21 protein-coding genes and 1 pseudogene are annotated in these 19,180 nt (G+C 56.6%); 11 read left to right on the plus strand and 11 right to left on the minus strand.

What is annotated here, in order from left to right; genetic code table 11:
* Window positions 1-230 precede the first annotated feature (230 nt).
* From AAIH70_RS26945 to AAIH70_RS26965, 5 genes are all read right to left on the minus strand, one after another.
* Complete coding sequence (locus AAIH70_RS26945; RefSeq protein WP_165932157.1) at window positions 231-386, minus strand: hypothetical protein; 156 nt, start codon at window positions 384-386, stop codon at window positions 231-233.
* Window positions 387-2,188: 1,802 nt separating this feature from the next.
* The gene (locus tag AAIH70_RS26950; protein WP_430036771.1) at window positions 2,189-2,434 is read right to left on the minus strand and encodes a hypothetical protein; all 246 of its coding nucleotides are present in this window, start codon (window positions 2,432-2,434) and stop codon (window positions 2,189-2,191) included.
* Between the two features lie 48 nt (window positions 2,435-2,482).
* Window positions 2,483-2,758, minus strand: coding sequence for a hypothetical protein (locus AAIH70_RS26955; protein ID WP_132280404.1), 276 nt, complete (start codon window positions 2,756-2,758; stop codon window positions 2,483-2,485).
* Between the two features lie 549 nt (window positions 2,759-3,307).
* The gene (locus tag AAIH70_RS26960) at window positions 3,308-3,850 is read right to left on the minus strand and encodes a GNAT family N-acetyltransferase (protein WP_132280401.1); all 543 of its coding nucleotides are present in this window, start codon (window positions 3,848-3,850) and stop codon (window positions 3,308-3,310) included.
* On the minus strand, window positions 3,850-4,158 hold the full coding sequence (locus tag AAIH70_RS26965; RefSeq protein ID WP_132280398.1) for a DUF1778 domain-containing protein: 309 nt from the start codon (window positions 4,156-4,158) through the stop codon (window positions 3,850-3,852). Before AAIH70_RS26965 ends, AAIH70_RS26960 begins: the two co-directional genes overlap by 1 nt.
* A gap of 103 nt (window positions 4,159-4,261) precedes the next feature.
* Here AAIH70_RS26965 and AAIH70_RS26970 point away from each other — a divergent pair, with 103 nt between their 5' ends.
* Entirely contained in the window at window positions 4,262-4,696 is a 435-nt protein-coding gene (locus tag AAIH70_RS26970; protein WP_430036774.1) for a transcriptional repressor TraM, read from the plus strand.
* Between the two features lie 7 nt (window positions 4,697-4,703).
* Here AAIH70_RS26970 and traR read toward each other — a convergent pair whose 3' ends face one another.
* Complete coding sequence (gene traR, locus AAIH70_RS26975; protein WP_132280395.1) at window positions 4,704-5,408, minus strand: autoinducer-binding transcriptional regulator TraR; 705 nt, start codon at window positions 5,406-5,408, stop codon at window positions 4,704-4,706.
* Between the two features lie 140 nt (window positions 5,409-5,548).
* Window positions 5,549-6,550, minus strand: a complete 1,002-nt coding sequence (locus AAIH70_RS26980; protein ID WP_132280392.1) for a class I SAM-dependent methyltransferase — start codon at window positions 6,548-6,550, stop codon at window positions 5,549-5,551.
* Between the two features lie 387 nt (window positions 6,551-6,937).
* On the opposite strand from AAIH70_RS26980, the gene AAIH70_RS26985 reads away from it, so the two are divergent.
* The 5 genes from AAIH70_RS26985 to AAIH70_RS27005 all read left to right on the plus strand — a co-directional run bounded on the left by AAIH70_RS26985 (window position 6,938) and on the right by AAIH70_RS27005 (window position 12,090).
* A complete protein-coding gene (locus AAIH70_RS26985; protein WP_430036778.1) occupies window positions 6,938-7,672 on the plus strand; it encodes a helix-turn-helix domain-containing protein in 735 nt (244 codons plus the stop codon).
* A gap of 107 nt (window positions 7,673-7,779) precedes the next feature.
* Window positions 7,780-8,982, plus strand: a complete 1,203-nt coding sequence (locus AAIH70_RS26990) for an MFS transporter (RefSeq protein ID WP_430036781.1) — start codon at window positions 7,780-7,782, stop codon at window positions 8,980-8,982.
* Window positions 8,983-9,351: 369 nt separating this feature from the next.
* The gene (locus AAIH70_RS26995; RefSeq protein WP_430036784.1) at window positions 9,352-9,876 is read left to right on the plus strand and encodes a helix-turn-helix domain-containing protein; all 525 of its coding nucleotides are present in this window, start codon (window positions 9,352-9,354) and stop codon (window positions 9,874-9,876) included.
* Window positions 9,873-10,766 (plus strand): helix-turn-helix domain-containing protein, encoded by an 894-nt coding sequence (locus AAIH70_RS27000; RefSeq protein WP_430036787.1) that lies wholly within the window; start codon window positions 9,873-9,875, stop codon window positions 10,764-10,766. Before AAIH70_RS26995 ends, AAIH70_RS27000 begins: the two co-directional genes overlap by 4 nt.
* Window positions 10,767-11,361: 595 nt before the next feature.
* Window positions 11,362-12,090, plus strand: a complete 729-nt coding sequence (locus AAIH70_RS27005) for a hypothetical protein (RefSeq protein ID WP_430036790.1) — start codon at window positions 11,362-11,364, stop codon at window positions 12,088-12,090.
* Between the two features lie 129 nt (window positions 12,091-12,219).
* Here AAIH70_RS27005 and AAIH70_RS27010 read toward each other — a convergent pair.
* A pseudogene (locus AAIH70_RS27010) lies at window positions 12,220-12,438 on the minus strand (transposase domain-containing protein); the annotation flags it as partial.
* A 107-nt stretch (window positions 12,439-12,545) separates the two neighbouring features.
* Between AAIH70_RS27010 and AAIH70_RS27015 the strand changes: the two are divergent.
* Genes AAIH70_RS27015 through AAIH70_RS27035 form a run of 5 tightly spaced genes read left to right on the plus strand, consistent with a single transcriptional unit; the run spans window position 12,546 to window position 16,816 of the window.
* On the plus strand, window positions 12,546-13,352 hold the full coding sequence (locus AAIH70_RS27015) for an ABC transporter ATP-binding protein (RefSeq protein WP_430036793.1): 807 nt from the start codon (window positions 12,546-12,548) through the stop codon (window positions 13,350-13,352).
* Complete coding sequence (locus AAIH70_RS27020) at window positions 13,349-14,026, plus strand: ABC transporter permease (protein WP_430036796.1); 678 nt, start codon at window positions 13,349-13,351, stop codon at window positions 14,024-14,026. The genes AAIH70_RS27015 and AAIH70_RS27020 overlap by 4 nt, the downstream gene beginning before the upstream one ends.
* A 10-nt stretch (window positions 14,027-14,036) precedes the next feature.
* Window positions 14,037-14,795 (plus strand): ABC transporter permease, encoded by a 759-nt coding sequence (locus tag AAIH70_RS27025; protein ID WP_430036799.1) that lies wholly within the window; start codon window positions 14,037-14,039, stop codon window positions 14,793-14,795.
* Complete coding sequence (alr, locus tag AAIH70_RS27030) at window positions 14,792-15,952, plus strand: alanine racemase (protein WP_430036802.1); 1,161 nt, start codon at window positions 14,792-14,794, stop codon at window positions 15,950-15,952. The genes AAIH70_RS27025 and alr overlap by 4 nt, the downstream gene beginning before the upstream one ends.
* A gap of 24 nt (window positions 15,953-15,976) precedes the next feature.
* Window positions 15,977-16,816 carry a lysine/arginine/ornithine ABC transporter substrate-binding protein gene (locus AAIH70_RS27035; protein WP_430036805.1) on the plus strand — a complete coding sequence of 280 codons (840 nt, stop codon included), beginning with the start codon at window positions 15,977-15,979 and terminating at the stop codon, window positions 16,814-16,816.
* 29 nt (window positions 16,817-16,845) lie between these two features.
* Here the strand turns inward: AAIH70_RS27035 and AAIH70_RS27040 are convergent, their stop codons facing one another.
* From AAIH70_RS27040 to traF, 3 genes are read right to left on the minus strand one after another with little or no spacing between them, the layout of a single operon-like run.
* A complete protein-coding gene (locus AAIH70_RS27040; protein ID WP_430036808.1) occupies window positions 16,846-17,451 on the minus strand; it encodes a TraH family protein in 606 nt (201 codons plus the stop codon).
* Window positions 17,452-17,478: 27 nt separating this feature from the next.
* Window positions 17,479-18,642 (minus strand): conjugal transfer protein TraB, encoded by a 1,164-nt coding sequence (locus tag AAIH70_RS27045; RefSeq protein WP_430036810.1) that lies wholly within the window; start codon window positions 18,640-18,642, stop codon window positions 17,479-17,481.
* Window positions 18,632-19,165, minus strand: coding sequence for a conjugative transfer signal peptidase TraF (traF, locus tag AAIH70_RS27050; protein ID WP_245519384.1), 534 nt, complete (start codon window positions 19,163-19,165; stop codon window positions 18,632-18,634). Before traF ends, AAIH70_RS27045 begins: the two co-directional genes overlap by 11 nt.
* Between the last annotated feature and the right edge of the window lie 15 nt (window positions 19,166-19,180).

Genomic DNA, 19,180 nt, shown 5'->3' on the forward strand with positions numbered 1-19,180 from the left:
TCGCTAACGACGTCGTTAAATACGTGTCTTAGGCCATCAGGGCGCTAGGCGGCAGGCGGTGCCAATCGGACGGTTACATCTCATGAGAGTGTCACCCAGCGAATATATCACTCGAGATACGCCGGAATTGACGCCAAGTCGTAATTGATGGCGCAGTGCCGGCGAGACCGATCGCACTGTCTTCGCGATTTGAGATGAATCGGGCAAAGGCAGGTTCAAGAAAACCGCCCTCAGTCGGGCGGCTCCAAGCTCATGAACGCGTCGAAAGCTGTTTTCTGCTCGGCAAGCTTCATCTCGGCTTTGAACTGTAGACGCTCATCCCAGTCAGTGCAGGCCATCAGTTCGGCACACAGTTCCTCAATCAGTGTTTCGAGTGACATCGTCATCGTCCCGTTCTTCTTGAGTTTCGAAAGACGGGAGGCCGGGGCGCGGAGAGCGCCCGGGGTCAGGGATCGCGCATGCGACCGGCAGAGCCGGGGAGTGGGGGAGCCGATTTTGTCAAACGGACACGCTCCGTTGTTCAAAATTGGGGGAACCGCTCATCCTTGATGCCGGACGCTCGTAGCGCCATGCTGAATATTACTGAGCAGACCCAACCTCTCCGTATCGTGAGCCGGTCACCAAACCATCACGGCGCACATGCGCCCCGCGGATCAGCCGGCGTCAAGGCCGAGATCCGGGACAGGCAATGAAGAATATCGGAGCTTTCAGCATAGCGACGGCCACGGCCGGGAAAGCGGGAATTCTCGATACGGTTTTGACCGGAAAAAGGGCTGCCGCAGGAGCCTTTGCGAAGCGCCGCGCAGCGGAAGGCGGGACCGACCGCCCCCGGCAAAACCGTTCCGCTCGACCGCGAACATTGATGCTGTGCATTTTACAGGAGCCGTAAGCTACGCAACGCAGACAATGGTAGTAATCAACACGCGCCCTTTACAACGGTAGCCGCGCATGTGGTATGCAGAAGTACCCGATCGGGGGATTGAGTTTAGCGAACTGAAAGCAAATTTCTGGTGAGCCGATTATTGCAGGACTGCGAACGACATATGGCGCAATCTACTGAAGCACTGAAAGCGACGCGTACATATATAGATGCAAGATCGGTGACTTTGGTCAGCACCGGTCCCACTCTCCAATTACATCGTGGATAGGGTCTGGCGCTTCGGCACCGGACCCTTTTTTTCAAGCAAGCTACAACCTCGCAGCCTCAACAAACCTATTCAGGGACCCATCGAAAAGTTGAGTTAAAGCCAGCGAGCCAAGCTGAATGCTCGGCTCCACAGGTGTCGGCTGAATACGGGTTCGAAACTTGAGATAGTCCTCGCAAAGCGGCACTCCGGCCCCGATCATAGCTATCCCGCCGGGACGTTGCGGTTTCAGCATGATCACTTATCGCAATCTCCGGAAGGTCTAAAGATCGATATCCGCTAAGCCATGCATGGAACTGCGAGCTTTCTTTCCTTTCGAGATAAGGATTTTCTTTCAAACCCAATCTCTGGATCGCGGCTGCTCGACCGTGATCGTATGCCACTTTGTCGGACACGAGTGGGACACCGTCAATGTCGAAAGAGCGGCGCTGCGAGATCGTCCGAACGAGATTTTCCATTACGGTGTTTTAGCTTGAGTCGCGCAAGGAATCTCTAACATATGACACACGCGGCAATCACGACTGTGAGGGCGGAACGGTCTCAGCAGAATGCCCAGCGAACCAAGAGCGATACTGAACGGACTCGGTAAGCTCCCTGTAAGGGTTAGCTCTTGAGGATAGCCCTTGCTTTGCTGCTGCCCTGCCCTCATCGAAGTAGCGCTGGTTTACCGGTATTTCGTCTGACTCACTCGTCATTGTCGTCCTGCTAGAATCGAACTGGCGATCGTTTTTAACTGCCGTCGCACGAGAGCGTTCCAACAAAACACCTCCACAACACATGTGGTTCTGGATTAACTTCACGCACACCGGAACGTACATGCCGCACGGTTAGGTCCTAACGCGTGTCGATAGATACCGCTCGACAATAGCGTCCACGGGTTCCTGCCCCGTACAGTCGCGGAATAGCTGCCGCCTGACCTCTAATGCCGGTTCGCTATCCGGATTGATGCGCATCGTTTCGCATATCTGGGTGCTGGCTTTTGACAGAACACCAAGTTCGTCCGAAGTGAATTGCTTGCTCTTATGCATGCTACCCCCAAAAAACTACGCATACCGCTCCAACGTGTAGCGTCCGTCCTCATGTTCTGTCAGCACCACAAACGGCTTGTCGCCAGCATGATTGAGAATTGCCGCTGTCGCTTCGTCATTCGTGTTGAAGACTTTGTCATGCTTAAACTGCGAGCCGCTGGAAGACGTCGATGTGGTGAGCATCAATCTACCTTGCTCTTCCAACAGGCGATAAGATGCAGGGCGTGTATCAAAGTGCCAGCTATCGTGAAGCTCTGCCATTTCACCCCCCTGTCCTTGGGGGATAGTCTAGCAAAGCGCCGCTTAAACTCAATCGCTAACCGTCTCGACCAGTTTCCGATCAATGATGATAGCGTTCGTGAGGTCGTCGCTATTGTTCAGACCATTCAGCAGCGTCTGAAGATCGGGGATTTCCATCTCAACCTTGTAGATTGCCATGGGATCGACAGAACCGTAGTCTGGATCGGCGCGGAGCTCGGATCGCTGCTGATATGCAGCCGACCGGCATTCATCTAGCGTGGCTGCAAAGTACAAGCGATCCGGATTGGTGACCGGGCTGACTTCATAGGCGTAAAGCGTAGTCATTTCAGCGTCCTTTTTCGTATGACATGCCAAGGATATGGGTATCGATGCCAGACCGTCTATTGCAGAATTTACCCTACTGCCCGGTTCGATGACAACGATTGCGTGATAATCGACGCAACCCATGTTGGTTGGGGATTAAAGACTGCAACTGCTGTTCTCTGACTGATATCCGCATATACTTGACGGCAAAGAATTGGCTCTTGCCGCTCTCGCCGGCAGGTAGCGTTGCCTAATTGAAGTGGTGCCGCTGAGAAATCGACACTGACGAGGGTCGCGTAAAAGCTATAAATGTTTTGAGCTATTCGCCGATTAACGTCTTTTTCTTGGAGCATCGGGGCATGTCGGCGAATGGCGCGAAGCGGAAGTCAGACGGCCCTAACCGGCCATCGAGAGAAGGGCTTCGACATGACCGTTCACTTCAGAACGGCTCTTCAGAAGAGCCTAGTTTCCTCCGTACGCATCAAACAATTTCTTATGCGGTGTGTAAGCTTGCAGAAGAGCTCTCGAGCTCACGGTAGTCGCGCACCCAGTCTATCCTGGTGGCACGGCTTAACTTACAAGCATCTTGATCGTGGCAACGGGTAGGAACATGCGCATTGGCGAAGACGGAAACGATTGAAAGCCGTAGCCGGCATAGAGTTCCTGGCGGCGCTTCGTTCGCTCGACGTCTCCACAATCGAGCACGTCCAGAACGACCATGGCCGTTCCGATCTGCTCTGCGACTGTCGCGATCCGTGTCAGACAATCTGCAAGAAGCACACCGCCGTAGCCGTTTCCGAGGTATCGTCGGTCGCGACCGATCATCGAAATATATGCTGCCGGTATCGAACCATGGCCTAGGCGATTGCGTGCGTATTTCTCCGGCAGCTCCCTAAAATCGATCGAATGCGCGTTGATCGCGTAAAATCCGATGATTGATTTCCCATCCTCGGTCATGACCCAGACCCGAAGATTGTCCGCCTTTGAAAGCTTGTTAGCTGTCTTCTTCAGGAAATTGTCGACCGGGCCGATACCGCAAGAAAAAGCCGCCCGATCGTGCTTTTCAGGATCAAGCGGCTCAATGACGAGCGTCGCAGCTGCATTATCTGACATTACTTCGCGATCACCGATTTGCGGTGACGCTCAAAGGCATTTTTCAGATTTGCGGTGGGTGCAGCAGGATTGTCGAGCGCATCAAAAAACGCCGCATGATCGACCGATTTAAGCCTGGTCGCCTCGTGGGCAGCGATCGTTTCCAGTGCGGACCTGTAAGCGGCATTGATGGTGAATGCGGAATCGTCCATGCCGGAAAGCGCTGCCGCTCGCTGTATTGCATCCTTTATCCGTGGTTTCGTCCGAAAATTCATCCGGGCGTCATTAGGTTCATCGATTTCGCTGGTTGCATCTTTGAAAGCAAACATCGTCGCCTCCTGTTTTTAATCTCTCGCCAGTATGTACGTCAAAATGACGTACGCGTCAAGCGATCCCCCTGCGGAGGACACAAGCCTTGCGAGGAGAGCGGTTGTGGATGTGCCTCATGATCCAATGACCAACACTGCAAATCTGCGCGTGGAAACCCCGTCACAAGCGCGCTACAACATGGATAGGCGGAGCCACGGTATGTGCGCATCGCGCCGCGTTGAAGAAAGTATCGCCATGATCCGCGACGAAAACGCTGTACGACCAGAATTCGATCTTAGACCATTGGTCGGTCTGCTGTCAGGAGTATCTGACCCCGTTCTCGAGCATTTGACTGTCCAGGCGATCAAGAAGCACCGGCACCTGGTCACAAAGGCAGAAGAATTGTTCCTAGGCCTCCCCGAGGCCATCAGAACAGGCCGGGAAACTGTCGGCGAAGACCACGTTGCCTATCTCGATGCGACGATCGAGATGCATGCACAGATGTCGGCGCTGACGACGCTTCTGAAAATCCTCGGGCGCACGCCGGCGGTTCAGTAAAAAAACGTCAGATCAGCCCGCGGCGAATTGCGAGCGCCACCAATTGGGTGTTGTTGCAAAGATCGTAGCGTCGTCTTGCATCAACCAGCGCGATGCGAACGGTATTGTATTTGACCTCTTCCAGATCGGCGACGTCCTCCACCGTCTTGCCGAGCTCAAGCCAACGCACGAAGGTCGCTTCCTTTGGGCCGAGGTAAATATGCTCTTCAATGGATGGCTTGGTTCTGAGGTGCCCGATCAGCATATGCAATTGCGCAACTGCCGAAGCTGCGGCAACTGCATCGATTTTCCATTCCCTGATTGGTACGGGCTCTGCCGACGCAAAATTCAGCATGGCAATCGCGCCATTCGAGACCTGCACCGGCATGACAAGACCGGATCGAATGCCGAACTCGGCCGCCAGGGTATAAAATTTTTTGTCCTCCTTTGACCATTTGCCAGTCGGCCCATCCGTAGACCAGACGAAAGCCCTTTTCTCCCGCTGCGCGCGCCTGACCCGTGGATCCAGCAATCTCAATGTGTCTTTGAAATATCGCTCTTGCCATGCGTCGCTCAGATTGGAGACGGCATGAAGATCGCCGGGCCGCAGGTTGAGATAGCCGTAGCCACTGAAACCGAACGTATCGGCGAGAGCCGCAAGCGCCGCCTTCAATGTCGTCTGGTTTCGGGCGACTGCGTTGATATCCAGGAGCTTTCCAATCAATTTGTCCACTGAATGCCTCTGTATCATGTGGCACCAAGGTGGGTCAGAAGGCTGTATCCTTCTCGCCAAGCTTGTGCCGGCCTCTGTCATCAATTTTCAGGCAGCCGGACGTACCCGCAACAGCCGGCTGCGAATGATTGGCTCGGCGGTCAGGATCGGCCGTTGTGTCGGTTCAGCCATCCTGCCAGATCGGAATAGGGTTTCGGCTCGTAGACGTATTCGACCGGTATTGCCGGCTGCAGCATCGACGTCAGGTAGCGGCCAAGATTGTCAGCGTCGTTGCTCGCCGCGAGACCATAGAAATTGCCGCTGTTCCAGGTCACGATGCAGTGGGAAAAATGCGCGTAAATAGCATCCGCCATGTCAGGCAAAGTGGCTTCGCTTTCGTGCATGGTGTTCAGCACAAGCGCGGTCTTTCGGGCGATCTCGTCGGCGCCGAAGTAATGCGCTTTGAAACCGAGATTCTTCTGCTCCTCGCGCGCCTGATAATCGAGTGCATCGAAGGCGCGAAACTTTTCCAGGAAAAGGAGGATGCCGCCAGGCTTGAGATGCTGCGCGATAAACTCCACTTGCGCGGCGCGATTGGGCGAATACATTTGGAATGTGGTGTCTTCCAGGATGACATCGAAGCCATCCGAGAAGCGTGCGAGGTTCGCCGTCGAGGCCAGGTGCTCCTTGGTCAGCCGATGGAACGGCCCGAGGAAAAAACTCGCGCCGAGCGGGTCCCCATATGCCATGAAGCATTTATAATTCTCTTCATTGGGGCTGCAGGCCAGGGATTGGATCTTGCCGCCGCTCATCTCGGAGATCACTCTCGCCATCGTGCCCTCGGCGGTCCCAAGGGTATAGACCAGAAGATCGCTCGGACGTGTCTGGCCATAGCGCAGCAAGGCATGCGCCATTCGGCACTCCTCCTCGAGGCGATAAGGAATGCTGGCGTGATAGTGCTGATCGAAAAATCCTTGCCGACGGGAATGTATCTCCACCAGTTGAAGGAGGAGTGCGTCGTTGGGGAGGAGCCGCATATCGACCGCAGGTCGACGCAGCGGCATGCCGCTCCTGCCGGCTGCCGTTTCGCTGAAAAAGCCCGACAGCTGATTGAGACGCGGACCCTGATCGCATTCATCAAAGAATTCGTTGAAATCTTGCATCGCAACACACCTCTTCAAATGACATCACGGTGCAACGCCGTTCATCCCGCGTAGGCTCGCGACAACCAGCGTGCTCGCAGAAGCTAAGTCCACGCAAACGATCACGCTTTCGGAGATCTGCCACATTGTCACAAAAGTGCCATCTTCGCCCCACCTGCGGTTAATATCGCATTGCACAATAACTTCCGGTGGGCTTTTATATCGTTGCAGTGCCAACTATCTTGCGGGGCAGCTCACAGTTTGCCAGAGACACGCGATTTCAAACCAGACGAGGTGCGACGTGCGGATCGTCGTAGCTTGATTCATAGGTATATGGACTGGGGATCGGTGCGAGCCGACCTTGTCAAAAGGACCGGGCTGGCACGCCAGGAGACGCTGCTCGCGCCAATGCATCATGCTGTCATGATCAACTTGAAGGGGGAGGCGAGAACCGGCGAGGATTTTGTCGATGGGCAAAGGGTGTCATTCACGCCGCGCCGCCCGGGCTCCATCGTTTTTGTGCCGGCCCTTAGCGAGTGGCGTGGCTGGGACGAAGGAGACATGACCGGCTCCTATCTCCTGGTCACCATCCATCGCACCTTCATAGCGAAGTCTTTTGAGATCGACGACTTGCCCGACCTGAAGCCGATCATCGGGCTGAAAGACCCGATGATCGAGGCGTCGCTGAAGCTGGTCGCGGACGAGCTTGCGAATCCAGACCCCATCAGCACGATGATGGTCGAAAGCCAGGCTATACAGATGATCATCCATCTGGTTCGATTGCAGTTGCTCGGTTTCGAAACGACCAAAGGCGGACTGTCCGGGTTCGATCTCCGTCGGGTGGTTGCGACGATAGATGGGAGGCTTGCAGACCCACCGAGCCTCAGAGAACTCGCCGGTGAGGTCGGTTTGAGCCGGCGTCAATTTTTCAGGGCGTTCAAACAATCCACCGGCAAGACGCCCCATACCTATGTGCTGGATCAGCGTTTGGACCGTGCAGCGGATCTCCTGCGCACAAGCACCCTGTCGGCGACGGACATCGCATTCGAAAGCGGCTTTGGAAGTTCCAGCCATTTCACGGCTACCTTCAAAAAGGCCTTCGGTTCCAGCCCACTCGAGTTCCGACGCACCTGGCGACGTTGATGCGGGCATGTTTGCTGGCACAGTTTCGCTATCATGGCGCGAATTCGAAAGCCCTGAAGGAGCTGTGCTGATAATCCAAGGCACCCGCTTCGCCTCAAGGGCCGCACATGGCTCCAATCCGATTACTGCGCTCTGCTATCGTCCCTATCTCGGGTTACCCGTCATTCCGCTGGTTCCTAGTTTGCACTTTGGCGTCCGCTTTGGGTCGAAACGGATACGCCGTTGCCTGCACCTGGATCCTCGTGGCGTCGGACGGCGGAAGTGCCGCGGTTGCCATTTTTGTTGCGGTCGTCAGCCTGACGGAGCTGCTGGTCAGTCCGATTGCCGGATGGATATCCGATCGCTTCAAACGACGTCCCGTATTCATTGCAGCTGACGTCATTCGAATGCTGGCATCACTAGCGCTTACGTCGACGGACCTGCCCTGGGTAATATGTTCGGCCGCTGGTCTGTTCGCCGCTTGCGATCGCATCGCGCTCACCGCATCGCAGGCGATGATCCCATCCGTTGGCGCGCACCTGAAGCCCGACACCTCCAACTCGATCAGCTTCTTTTGCATGCAGGTCGGCGGCCTGATCGCCGCAGGACTGGTCGGCATGCTTCTTCATGTCATCTCGGTGCCCGCGGCGTTTGCGACGATATCGGCGGCGTTTTTCATATCTTTCATGAGCATGGCATTTGTTTCCGGCACGCATTCAAGGCCTAGAGCCATCGATACTAATGACCGTCGGCGACTGAAAATCGATGCGCGTTTCGTCTACCTCGCCTGCGTCTACGCCTTGCTTTATGGAGGGGGCACACTTGTCAGCATCCTGGGGGCCGGCCTCATCCTCGACGAGTTCGGCGGCAACGCACTTGATTTCGGAAAGCTCGAAAGCGCCTGGTCGGCAGGATCAATCGTCGGCGCCATTCTCCTCATTCCGCTGGCGCGCTATGCAAAACACTCCGCTCTGTTGATCGGCGCCTTGATGCTGATCGCGCTCTCGTTCGCGAGCTTAAAACTTTCGCCGCTGCTATGGACCCTCGCGACATTCGCAGCAGTGGGCACCTTCTATAATCTTGGCCGAGTGGCAGTCGAGGTTATGCTGCAGGCTACGGTTTCGAATTCTGCCTTGGGCAGAGCAAAGGGAATCTTTCACTGCGCTGGCGTCGCCATGGGGCTGATATTGTTCAGCGCCGTTTCGTTCGGAGCAAACCGCCTCGAACCGTCGACGATGTTTCTGCTCTATGGCCTCGTTACACTGATCGCCACTGGCATCCTGATCGGTCTGCGACCGAAGCATGCAGCGGGCGCGCGACGGTCTCCTTAGCCCGGATGCAACCTGATCATCATCGGGTGATGCGAGGCATCTCGTCCAACAGCGGCTCCTAAATCACGACAGCAGCTTACAATTTCGTCACAAAGCACTAGCGACACCCGCCTGCATCGACTATTATTTCAGGTGAGGCAGCACGTACTGCCCGGGGGCGTCGAAACCCCTACGAGCGACTGGTGCTGGTCGATTCAGCACCGAACTCTCTGATCCTTTCGGGTCGGGGAGCCTGTGGCGTATGTCCAGGTTCCCCGGAACTAAAGGCCTCAGGGCTGTCTCGTACAGTTTCGAACTCCCCGATCAATCGGAGGTTTAGTGAGTCTATCGCGGGGACGCACCGCGACTAACTCACTCGACGGGGAGTGCATGATGCAGGACCGCAAGGGACAGCAGACACAGCAGCAGTCTCATTCGCAGCGATCTCAAACACCAGCGCGCGCCTCGGCGCACGCGGCTGATCGCCATGTCGGCCGTCAGGTGGCCCTTCTTCGGCTGCAATCGCGCATGACGCAGACCGAACTCGCCAGAAGCGTGGGGATCAGCGTTCAGCAGCTCCAGAAATATGAAAGCGCCCGCAATCGTATCAGCGCCTCGATGCTGTTCGAGATTGCCAAAGCTTTCGGCGCCCCTGTCAGCCGCCTGTTCGACGGATTGCCGGGGAACGGAACCTCCGCCCCAGAGGCCCAACCGCCGATCCATGAACACATCGCGTTTGCCGCCAGCATGGAGGGGCAGCGCCTCAATGACGGATTGCTGGCGCTACCTCCTCGAGTTCGACATCGGATCTCGTCGTTTGTGGCGGCCCTTGGTGAGGAGCTCTCGGATGCCGTCGCTGCGGAATGCGATCCGGCGATGCATCGGCAACAGTGCGAAGAGGAGTGCAATCATTGAACGCGCTCGCAGATCTACAGCCACCCCGCTTCAAACAGGGCGCGTGCCAGGTGGTTTCGCATCGATCACGATCTTGGCGCTTTTCTCGAGCAGACCTGGTCGAACGCGCGGGGTTGGGAAAAGAGGAAACTACCGCCGTCTCAAGTCGGCATCTTCTTCTACTGAACCTGAAAGGCGCCTCAGAGAGAGGTCAGTATTTTCTTGATGGCAGGAAAGCAGAGTTCGTGCGTCGTAAACCGGGCGCCATCCTGTTCATTCCAGCAGGATGTGAGTGGCACGGCTGGGAAGAGGGCGCGCCCAACGCTGCATATCTGTCGATTTCCGTGGAGCCTGCGCTGGTGAAAAAGCTTTGCACCGAGCTTTCCGGCGGACAGCCGCCGGCACTGTCGCCCGACCTTGGTTTTGAGGATCCTGTCATCATGAATGCTGCACGCGGCATCGCCTCGGAAATCGACGATCGCAATCCGGTAAGCACCATGCTGACCGAAAGCTTCATCGCAACCATCTTCGCCCAATTGTTGCGCAAACAGAGGTTCGTCGCGCCTGCACGCAAAGGCGGCCTTACCAACCGCCATCTCACCCGTGTGGTTGAGCTCATTGACGAGGATCTGACAGCAGAACTGTCACTCGTCCAGCTCGCCGAACACATCGGCTTCAGCGTCCCGCATTTCTGCCGCGCATTCCGCCAGACGGTTGGCTGCCCACCGCATACGTTCATCGTTCAACGCAGGTTGGAACAGGCACAGCACCAGCTTCGTGCAACAAATCTGTCGGTCACGGACATTGCCTTGGCGTGTGGCTTTTCCAGTTCCAGCCATTTCTCCAATGCATTCAAGCGCGTTGTCGGGACAACACCACTCAACTACCGGCATAGCTGGTCGCTAGGCTAACGCGCTTTGAGCGAATGCTGCCGTGGCCGGAGAAATAGCCTAAGGATTTTAGTGATCCCATCATTAGGGCGCAGCGAAAACTGTCTCTCGACCTTTGTTCTTCAGATGTAATCCTTGCCTCGGCAAAGCCAGTTTGCCTCGTGCATTTTCAAGAGATATATCGGTTTCAGCCGCCTTGGGTCCGTCGCGACCTATGGCGGTGACAGACCTTGACTACGGACTGAATCGAGAGCATATGTGGCGCAACACACCCGCCACGCCTCTCGATGAAGCGCAACAGGCGGGTTTTTTATTGGCCAAAATTGCTTTCAACAGACAGTCGTCTTCCGCTTCGAGTTGAACGACGTGATAGCAGAGACCCTCTACTAGCAACCCCTGACCGTTCTTATGTCTTGGTCAATGGCCCGGGATGCAGAGCATCGTTAAGATAAATGCAGGTCAGCATGGGCTCGCGTGGCAGTTGGAAGCTCGACCCGCACCATGGTTTCGGCTTGCCGCCTGAAGGCCTTCTGATCGAATGATAGATCGAGCGATGCCATTGATATCCCCCCTAAACATCGGCAGGTTGCTCGAAATCAATAAATGAGACCGATCGATGGAATGGCTGACGAAATTTGCGGCGACTGATTTCGGCAAGGTCTTGCTGACTGCTGTAGGCACCCTAATCATCACCGGATTTGGTATTGTAATCGGCGGGGCGAAAGACATCTTCACAGATTGGTGGAAACGGCGTCGCCAAGTCAGGTATCACGCAATGCTGCTGGCGGTGACGCTCGATCAGTTAATCGACGATTGCACAGCAGTTGCGTTCGATGATGGATATCCTGACACGGATGGGGTCCAACATCCGACCGCACCGAACCCGAAAATTGAATGGCCTTCACAGCTCGACTGGACACTGATCCCATCGAAAATGATGTATAGATGCCTACTGCTGCCAGGAATGGTCAAGAGCGCCGAGGAAAGTGCATCGTTCATAGCGGAAAACGTGTCTTGCCCTCCTGACTATGACGAGTATTTCGAAGAGTTGCAGGACAGATTCTCTAAGATAGGTCTTGCAGCCGTCACCATCCTAGACGAGCTGAAGCAAAGCTATGATGTCGAGCATCAAGACAGGGCACATAGCAATCCGAAATCAGACTTCGAGGGACAAATCAAAAAGATCGAAAAGTCCAGGGGAGAGGAGCATGAACGGCAGCGGAAGTTCATGAACGAGATGCACGTGCGCGCATCTGATAGCCGATATGACGCTGTCGATCCTGATCAAACGATGAGTTTCTCGGCTTCGGACGCGAAGAAGCTCGCTGACGATATCAGCCAATAAGCAGAGGAGGCTTCGAGCATTGGTCTTCGAGACCACTTCTGTACCGCTATGCTGTTCCCCTTATGCGGCTTCAGGCGGGTTTTCGTATGCGCTCGACTTGCCGTGTAGACCTGTCAGGGTGTCGCTCGATCACGATGGGGGTGAAGTGTGTCGACGTTCCCACAGCCGCTGTTCCTGCTTGTGGCCATTGACGATGGCAGTGAGCGCGGCAGTTAGACAGGCGAACGGATCGATGCCGTTGAGCTTGCGAGTCTCGATAAGCGAGGCGACGGCCGCCCAGTTCTCCGCTCCCGCATCGTGTCCGGCGAAGAGAACATTCTTTCGGTTCAACGCAATCGGCCTGATGGTTTCACTGGCAGGGTCGAGGCATTCGGCGATCAAAAACCGCATCTGCATCAAATGCGTGCAAGCACTGCAATGGCACTTCATGCACCCTCTGGAAAAAAGAGGGGCACATGACGATTGACTCACGTGGCAGGTTACAGAGCACTCAAGACTTTCGGACGACTGCGTTGCGTGTCGTCAACTTAAAGAAGCAGTATGGACCGGTCGAGGTCCTCACGGGCTTGTCATTAACGGCACAACGCGGCGAAGTCATCTCGATCCTCGGCAGCAGCGGTTCGGGGAAAAGCACATTCCTGCGCTGCCTGAACTTCCTTGAGGAACCGACAAGCGGTGAAATCTGGGTCGGCGACCACCACGTCTCGATGGCTCGGGGAAACGCCAAACGGCGGCAGATCAACGCACTTCGCACCTCGCTCGGCATGGTATTTCAGAATTTCAATTTGTGGCCGGCCAAGACCGTGCTCGAGAACATCGTCGAAGCACCCATCCACGTCCTCGGCCTCTCAAGGCGAGCGGCGAATGAGCGGGCACTGAGCCTGCTCGAAAAAGTCGGCCTGGCCAGTCATCGGTCGGCTTACCCCGCCCATCTCTCCGGTGGGCAACAGCAGCGCATCGCGATAGCACGGACACTGGCCATGGAGCCGGAGATCCTGCTGTTCGATGAACCGACATCCGCGCTTGATCCAGAACTCGTCGGCGAGGTTCTGAAAGTGATCCGGGCTCTCGCCGAGGAGGGCCGTACGATGCTGATCGTGACCCACGAACTCGGTTTTGCCCGACAGGTTTATCACCGCGTCGTTTTCCTTCATGCGGGTCAGATCGAAGAGGAGGGGAGACCAGAACAATTCTTCCGGCAGCCTTCTTCCCCGAGACTGGCGCAGTTTCTTTCGAGCCATTTGCAGGAGCCTGACCGATGATCGAATTGCAAGGTTTTGCAGGCCAGCTTGTCGCCGGAGCATCCACCACCTTGGGGCTCGCCACAACGAGTCTTGTTTTCGGCGTCGCCGTCGGGCTTTGCGGGGCAATTGCCAAGCAGAGCGATGTCGCGATGATAAGGGCGGCAGCCATTCTCTACACCACGGTCATACGCGGCATTCCGGAACTGCTCATCATTCTCATCCTCTATTTCGGAGGGACAGTCGCGCTGACCGCATTGGCCGGTCGTTATGCCGAGATCAATGCATTCAGCAGCGGTGTATTCGCCCTGTCTCTGGTGTTTGGTGCCTATGCGACCGAAGTGTTCAGGGCGGCGATCCGGGCAGTCCCGCATGGTCAGATCGAAGCAGCACGCGCACTCGGACTTCCAAGTGTCCTGATCTGGCGTTTCGTCATCCTGCCGCAGATGTGGAGGCACGCCCTGCCGGGCCTTGGAAACCTCTGGCTCACTCTGCTCAAGGACACGGCGCTCGTTTCCGTGGTCGGACTGGAAGACCTGATGCGCAAGACCGGCATCGCCGCCGGCGCAACGCATGACCCTTTGACATTCTATTGCGCGGCGGCGGCAATCTATCTGGCCTTCACGTCCGCCTCAATCATCGGCTTGGCGCAACTCGAGCACCTCGCCAGCCGCGGCGTGCGGTTTGCGATGTGAGGATGCAACCATGAATCTCTCCTTGATTATCGATGTGATCCCGCGGTTGATGGATGGTCTGGTCCTCACAATAGGCCTGACGCTGGCCGCTGTTGTCATTGGCGGCACCTTGGCCATTCCCATGGCGCTGATGCGGACATCATCGTCCGCTATCGTGTATTTGCCTGCTCAGATCTACACATTTGTGTTTCGCGGAACGCCTTTGCTCGTTCAGCTGTTTCTCATCTATTACGGCGCCAGTCAGATCGGCTGGGTCCGGTTCGGATTCTTATGGCCAATCCTCAGAGACCCGCTCTGGTGCGCCGTCATTGCGTTCTCTTTGAACCATGCCGCCTATACCGCCGAAATATTGCGTGGCGGCATCCGCGCCATACCTGCAGGTGAGATTGAAGCCGGCAAGGCCCTGGGCATGTCTTATACGCTTCGATTGAGGCGTCTGGTCTTGCCAACCGGTATCCGGCTTGCACTCCCTGCCTATGCCAACGAGGTTATCATGATGCTGAAAGCCAGCTCGCTGGCCAGCACCATCACCATCATGGAGGTGACCGGAAACGCGCGTAAAATCGTTGCGCAGACCTTCTCGCCGTACGAGGTCTTCATTTCGGCAGCTCTGATCTATCTCGCGATCACGCTTCTAACTACGCATTTTTTCCGACTGATCGAAGCACGACTGTTAAGAAGCGAAAGGCGGCCCACGTCTGCGCCGCGCATCACATTTGCGCGCGGGCCGACCGGAATGAAGGTTGTCGTGCAGGACGGTGGCAAATGAACCTTCTTGAACATCAGAACCGCTTTACCGACCAAACCGACGCCGTATCAGACATTCGGATCCGCGGCTGTTGGGTTGAGATCGATATCAACGCCATACGCCACAACTATCGTCAGCTTCGTCGGCATTTGCCGCAACACGTCAAGATCTACGGATGCCTGAAGCGCAATGCCTATGGCTGCGGGGCCGGGGTCGTCGCCGCGGTACTGTCGCAGGAGAATATCGACGGTTTTGCCGTTGCATCCATCGCCGATGCGATCGCCATTCGCCAGCGTGGCGTCTCAAATCCCATTCTCTTGTATCCCGGACCGGGTCTCGAGGATGCAAGATTGATAGAGGCAAACAGTCTTACGATCAGCGTTTCGAGCATCGAGGAATTGATGCAGTGGCGACGAGTGCTGACGACGACCAGGCTATTCATGAAGCTCGATCTAGGGTTCTTTAGAGCCGGCACCACGCCGGCTCAGCTGCCTGAGCTTCTAAGGATCGCAGCCGAGTATCCCGATGTTCAAGTTGAGGGGCTTTACGCGCATATGAGCGAGCTGCCCGGTTCGCAGAACGACAAGGCCAAGGCACAACTCGCAAGAATGCATGACACTCTACGCACGATCGAGACCTCCTGTCATCGGCCGGCGCTCGTGATGATGTCGAGCACGGAAGGTGTCCTTGAGCATCCGGATATGGATTTCGATGCCGTCGATCCCGGCGCGCTGCTTTTGGGTATTTCCGAGATCAGTAAGCCAGCGCGTCCAATCACATTGAGCCCGGCGTTGAAGGCAATCGCAACGAGGCTCGTTTCGGTCAAGCGCGTCGATGCGTCACTTGGTCCCTTGCCCGATGGTCCCGGCTTTCGCTCGGGGATGATACTCGGTGTCATGGCAATGGGTTGGGGTGACGGTTTGCCAAGATATCTGCCCAACGGAATGGTCGGTCTCGTGCGGGGGCGGCGCGCAAACTTGATCGGTCCATCACACCTCGAGCATGTCCGGATCGATCTCACCGACATTCCGGAAGCGCGCTTCGGCGACGAAGTGGTTCTGCTTGGGCGTCAGGGGGAAGCGATGATCACACGGGACGAAGTTGCGGCACGATGGGGGACCGACCTCATTGGGCTGTATGCGGGATTGCGGGATCACGTTCCGAAACTCTATGTCTGAATGAAAAACAAAAAGGGGAATTCCATGAAAACCACCATCGCTGCAATCGCCATGCTGGCCTCGCTGATTGTTATCGCGCAGGCGCGAGCACAGGATCAAAAATCGCTGACATTTGCCACGGAAGGGGCCTTCCCGCCGTGGAATGCGGTCGACGCTTCTGGTCAGGCGGTCGGCTTTGATATCGATGTCGGCAAGGCGCTCTGCAAGCGTGCGAAATTCGATTGCACCTTCGTCACGCAGGCATGGGACGGCATCATACCCGCGCTGACGGTCGGAAAATTCGACGCGATCATGGCCGGCATGTCGATCACCGACAAGCGCAAGCAGGTTATTGCCTTTTCTGAACCCTATGCGCTGACATCCAACTATTTCGTGGCCTCGAAGGCCAGCAGGCTGCCTGAACTTCCCGAAAACACACGGATCGATCTCTCATCTGCGTCCGACAGCGACAAGGCATTTTTGCAGACGCTAAAAAACAACCTGCAAGGCAAGGTCATCGGTGTCCAGGGGTCAACGAATGCTGAAGCCTTCGTTCGGGAATATCTCGGCGATGCCGTCGAGGTCCGGACATATGACACCCAGGATAATCTCAACATCGATCTTTCGGTGGGCCGCATCGATGCAGGCTTGGCGGATTATTCGGTCTGGAAAGCGTTCCTCGATACGGATGACCACGCGACAGTCGCGATCTATGGACCACGCATTTCCGGCGGGCTCTTTGGTCCTGGAGTTGGAATTGGTGTTCGCAAAGACAGTGCGCATCTCGCGGAAGAGTTGAACACGGCTTTACGATCCATCAAGGCGGACGGTACCCTTGAAGAAATCAGCTACCGATGGTTTGGTGCGGACCTCGTCTCGGACTGATTGCCTCCACCTGTATTGCCGCAACACCTCTATTGCCGATCTCCCTGTATCCGGGACAGGTCGACACGCATGCCGACGTCCGGGACGGCATCGTCAGACAGCGGTTGCCTTGCGGGAACGCTTGCATTGAAGAGAGGAGACCGGGGAGGAACCGCCTCCCCGGTGAAAAACGTCGGGCCGCCAGGATCATCGGCCTTGAAGATGTTTTCTCCCTCGAAACTGCCGTTTCGCCAGGCAACCACTGCGTCATCAAACAGTTGCGGCAAGAGTTCCGGATTGGTCGGTTGCCCGTACCATTGGGTCACGATGCGCGCGACTTTCGCGAACAAGGCGGTGCCCGTGCGTAGGTTTTCGCACGGTTCGAATAAACTTGCTTGCAGATGGGAAACATCGCGGATGCCTAAGCCGGCGGGAAATTGGGTCAGCCCGACCCTGACCATCGCGCGCCCCGCAAACTCCTTGACCACTGCCAATGCGCCTTCGGTCGATTGAGGTTTCGGGATCAGCACCAGCCGGCCATCTGCCTTGATCGTTATGGCTAGAGGGTCGTCTGACCCGGCCGCCGCAACAAACTGCTCGACGATAGCCGGCGTTAATGCCGGATCGCGGCATTTCTCTATCAGCTCCGCATCCATTTGATCTCTCCCGCTTGAGTGTCGGCGTCAGGTATTAAAGGACATAACGAAAGGTCGGTCGAAGAGGCGGGCCCAGGCCTCGATGCTCATGCGCTGGATTTCGACAATTGAAGTGCCTTGCGTCCACCAGCCGTTACCAACGGCGACGATCATGTCTGGGTCATGCAGCATGGATTGCAGGATCGGCCAGACGAGGAGCTGCTCGTAGCAGATCAGCGGCGCGGACTTTCTCCCGGCAATGTAGACCACAGGATTAGCGAAAAAGTGCGCGCGGGCCCCTCCGCTTTGCCCGGCCAGTTGGCGCCACGGCTGCCACATCGAACCTGGCACCGGGATCCGCTCGCGGTAAACGATATCGCTGCGCTGTCCGGTAATCTGGACAAGAACATTGTCGTAACCGGTTTCGTCGACGACAACAGCACCTGCGACAACGGTCATTGTGCTGCTTTTCGCATATGTCTGCCAAAGGGCTGCGGCAGATGGCGTCCAAAAGCCGAGAGTGCTTTCCGGAAGGACGACGATCCGGTCTCGAACCTTGCTTCGGCCGATCGATGCACGGAGCTGACGATGATAGGCAAGGCCCGCGTCTCGACCCAATCTTTTCCCGAGTTGGAGGTCGACACCTTGCCAATCGCGCCCTATCTGCGGCTGCATCCAGAAAGCGGCGGACCAGAGCCAGCAACCTGCGAAGGTGATGGCAGCAGCCGGCCAGTACCGCGTCGTCATGATCGATAGGCCGGCTGCCATTGCCAACAGACCGAGCCAGTCCCACCCCGCAAAGATGACACCCGCCGCCGTAATTGGGTGGGCCCAGCCAAGAATGCCGAATGGCGGAAGAGCCATGAGGACCATGGCGATGAGGTAGGCCAATACGCTTCGAACACCCCGTCGCCTCGTCCAGAGCACGGAATGGACAAAGACGAAGCCGCTGGACGCCAAAAGCCACAAGACCAGTCCGGGCCAAATGTCCGATTGATAGAAGGCCGCAACGCCTTGCGGCAATCCCCGCGACGCCGCCAGGAAATATCCCGTAGACACAAGCGCCGCAGACGTTCGATCCGGCGCCCGTGACCACAGATAGGGGAAGGCGATAGAGACCGGCAAGAGCAACAGATAGCCGCTCCATCCAATCCAGCCGCATGCGACCGCACCCGCGACCATGAGCGCTGCTCGTTGCCGATCATGGCGCATAGGTCAGGACCTCGCGCGCCAATCCGAGGATCCCGGAAACCGGAACCGGGCCGAAATATCGACTGTCCCAAGACCCCGGGAACGGAGAGTGGATAAACACCTGCCCAAGCGGCACGGTACCACCGGAATATGGTCGTAGCGGCCGGTCACGACCGTCAAGCTCGACGAGTCGGGAATTGTCGAGGACTGCTCCATCAATCGATACGCTACTGGCAATTTCGACCTGCTGCCCGGCGACAGCAACAACGTGCTTGATGAGCGGTCCAGTTCCACCGGCGCAGAGCCCCCGCCGCAGATAGCCTCGCGATATCCCCTCCCTGCGCTCGACGGTGTCTGGCATGCAGACGAAGACGAGATCACTGATCTCGACGGGGCGATTGACCGGCACGATGCGCCAGAGCCCGAGCGGCTCGCTTGGCGTGGTGTTGACCCTGATGCCAGCACCAAAGCCCATCACCAGGACCGCTGCAAGGCTTAGAAGGGCGCCAAGCAGAATGACCGCCACGCGTCTGGAACGACGCATGTTCAATGGCTCGGC

The organism is Neorhizobium sp. BT27B (assembly GCF_050455485.1).
Classification (GTDB): domain Bacteria; phylum Pseudomonadota; class Alphaproteobacteria; order Rhizobiales; family Rhizobiaceae; genus Neorhizobium.

What these genes read in the sequence shown, in the direction of transcription:
- AAIH70_RS26945 (WP_165932157.1), bottom strand. Translation starts at nt 386, where the DNA reads ATGACGATGTCACTCGAAACACTGATTGAGGAACTGTGTGCCGAACTG.
- AAIH70_RS26950 (WP_430036771.1), bottom strand. Translation starts at nt 2,434, where the DNA reads ATGGCAGAGCTTCACGATAGCTGGCACTTTGATACACGCCCTGCATCT.
- AAIH70_RS26955 (WP_132280404.1), bottom strand. Translation starts at nt 2,758, where the DNA reads ATGACTACGCTTTACGCCTATGAAGTCAGCCCGGTCACCAATCCGGAT.
- AAIH70_RS26960 (WP_132280401.1), bottom strand. Translation starts at nt 3,850, where the DNA reads ATGTCAGATAATGCAGCTGCGACGCTCGTCATTGAGCCGCTTGATCCT.
- AAIH70_RS26965 (WP_132280398.1), bottom strand. Translation starts at nt 4,158, where the DNA reads ATGTTTGCTTTCAAAGATGCAACCAGCGAAATCGATGAACCTAATGAC.
- AAIH70_RS26980 (WP_132280392.1), bottom strand. Translation starts at nt 6,550, where the DNA reads ATGCAAGATTTCAACGAATTCTTTGATGAATGCGATCAGGGTCCGCGT.
- AAIH70_RS26985 (WP_430036778.1), top strand. Translation starts at nt 6,938, where the DNA reads ATGCATCATGCTGTCATGATCAACTTGAAGGGGGAGGCGAGAACCGGC.
- AAIH70_RS26990 (WP_430036781.1), top strand. Translation starts at nt 7,780, where the DNA reads ATGGCTCCAATCCGATTACTGCGCTCTGCTATCGTCCCTATCTCGGGT.
- AAIH70_RS26995 (WP_430036784.1), top strand. Translation starts at nt 9,352, where the DNA reads ATGATGCAGGACCGCAAGGGACAGCAGACACAGCAGCAGTCTCATTCG.
- AAIH70_RS27005 (WP_430036790.1), top strand. Translation starts at nt 11,362, where the DNA reads ATGGAATGGCTGACGAAATTTGCGGCGACTGATTTCGGCAAGGTCTTG.
- AAIH70_RS27015 (WP_430036793.1), top strand. Translation starts at nt 12,546, where the DNA reads ATGACGATTGACTCACGTGGCAGGTTACAGAGCACTCAAGACTTTCGG.
- AAIH70_RS27020 (WP_430036796.1), top strand. Translation starts at nt 13,349, where the DNA reads ATGATCGAATTGCAAGGTTTTGCAGGCCAGCTTGTCGCCGGAGCATCC.
- AAIH70_RS27025 (WP_430036799.1), top strand. Translation starts at nt 14,037, where the DNA reads ATGAATCTCTCCTTGATTATCGATGTGATCCCGCGGTTGATGGATGGT.
- alr (WP_430036802.1), top strand. Translation starts at nt 14,792, where the DNA reads ATGAACCTTCTTGAACATCAGAACCGCTTTACCGACCAAACCGACGCC.
- AAIH70_RS27035 (WP_430036805.1), top strand. Translation starts at nt 15,977, where the DNA reads ATGAAAACCACCATCGCTGCAATCGCCATGCTGGCCTCGCTGATTGTT.
- AAIH70_RS27040 (WP_430036808.1), bottom strand. Translation starts at nt 17,451, where the DNA reads ATGGATGCGGAGCTGATAGAGAAATGCCGCGATCCGGCATTAACGCCG.
- AAIH70_RS27045 (WP_430036810.1), bottom strand. Translation starts at nt 18,642, where the DNA reads ATGCGCCATGATCGGCAACGAGCAGCGCTCATGGTCGCGGGTGCGGTC.
- traF (WP_245519384.1), bottom strand. Translation starts at nt 19,165, where the DNA reads ATGCGTCGTTCCAGACGCGTGGCGGTCATTCTGCTTGGCGCCCTTCTA.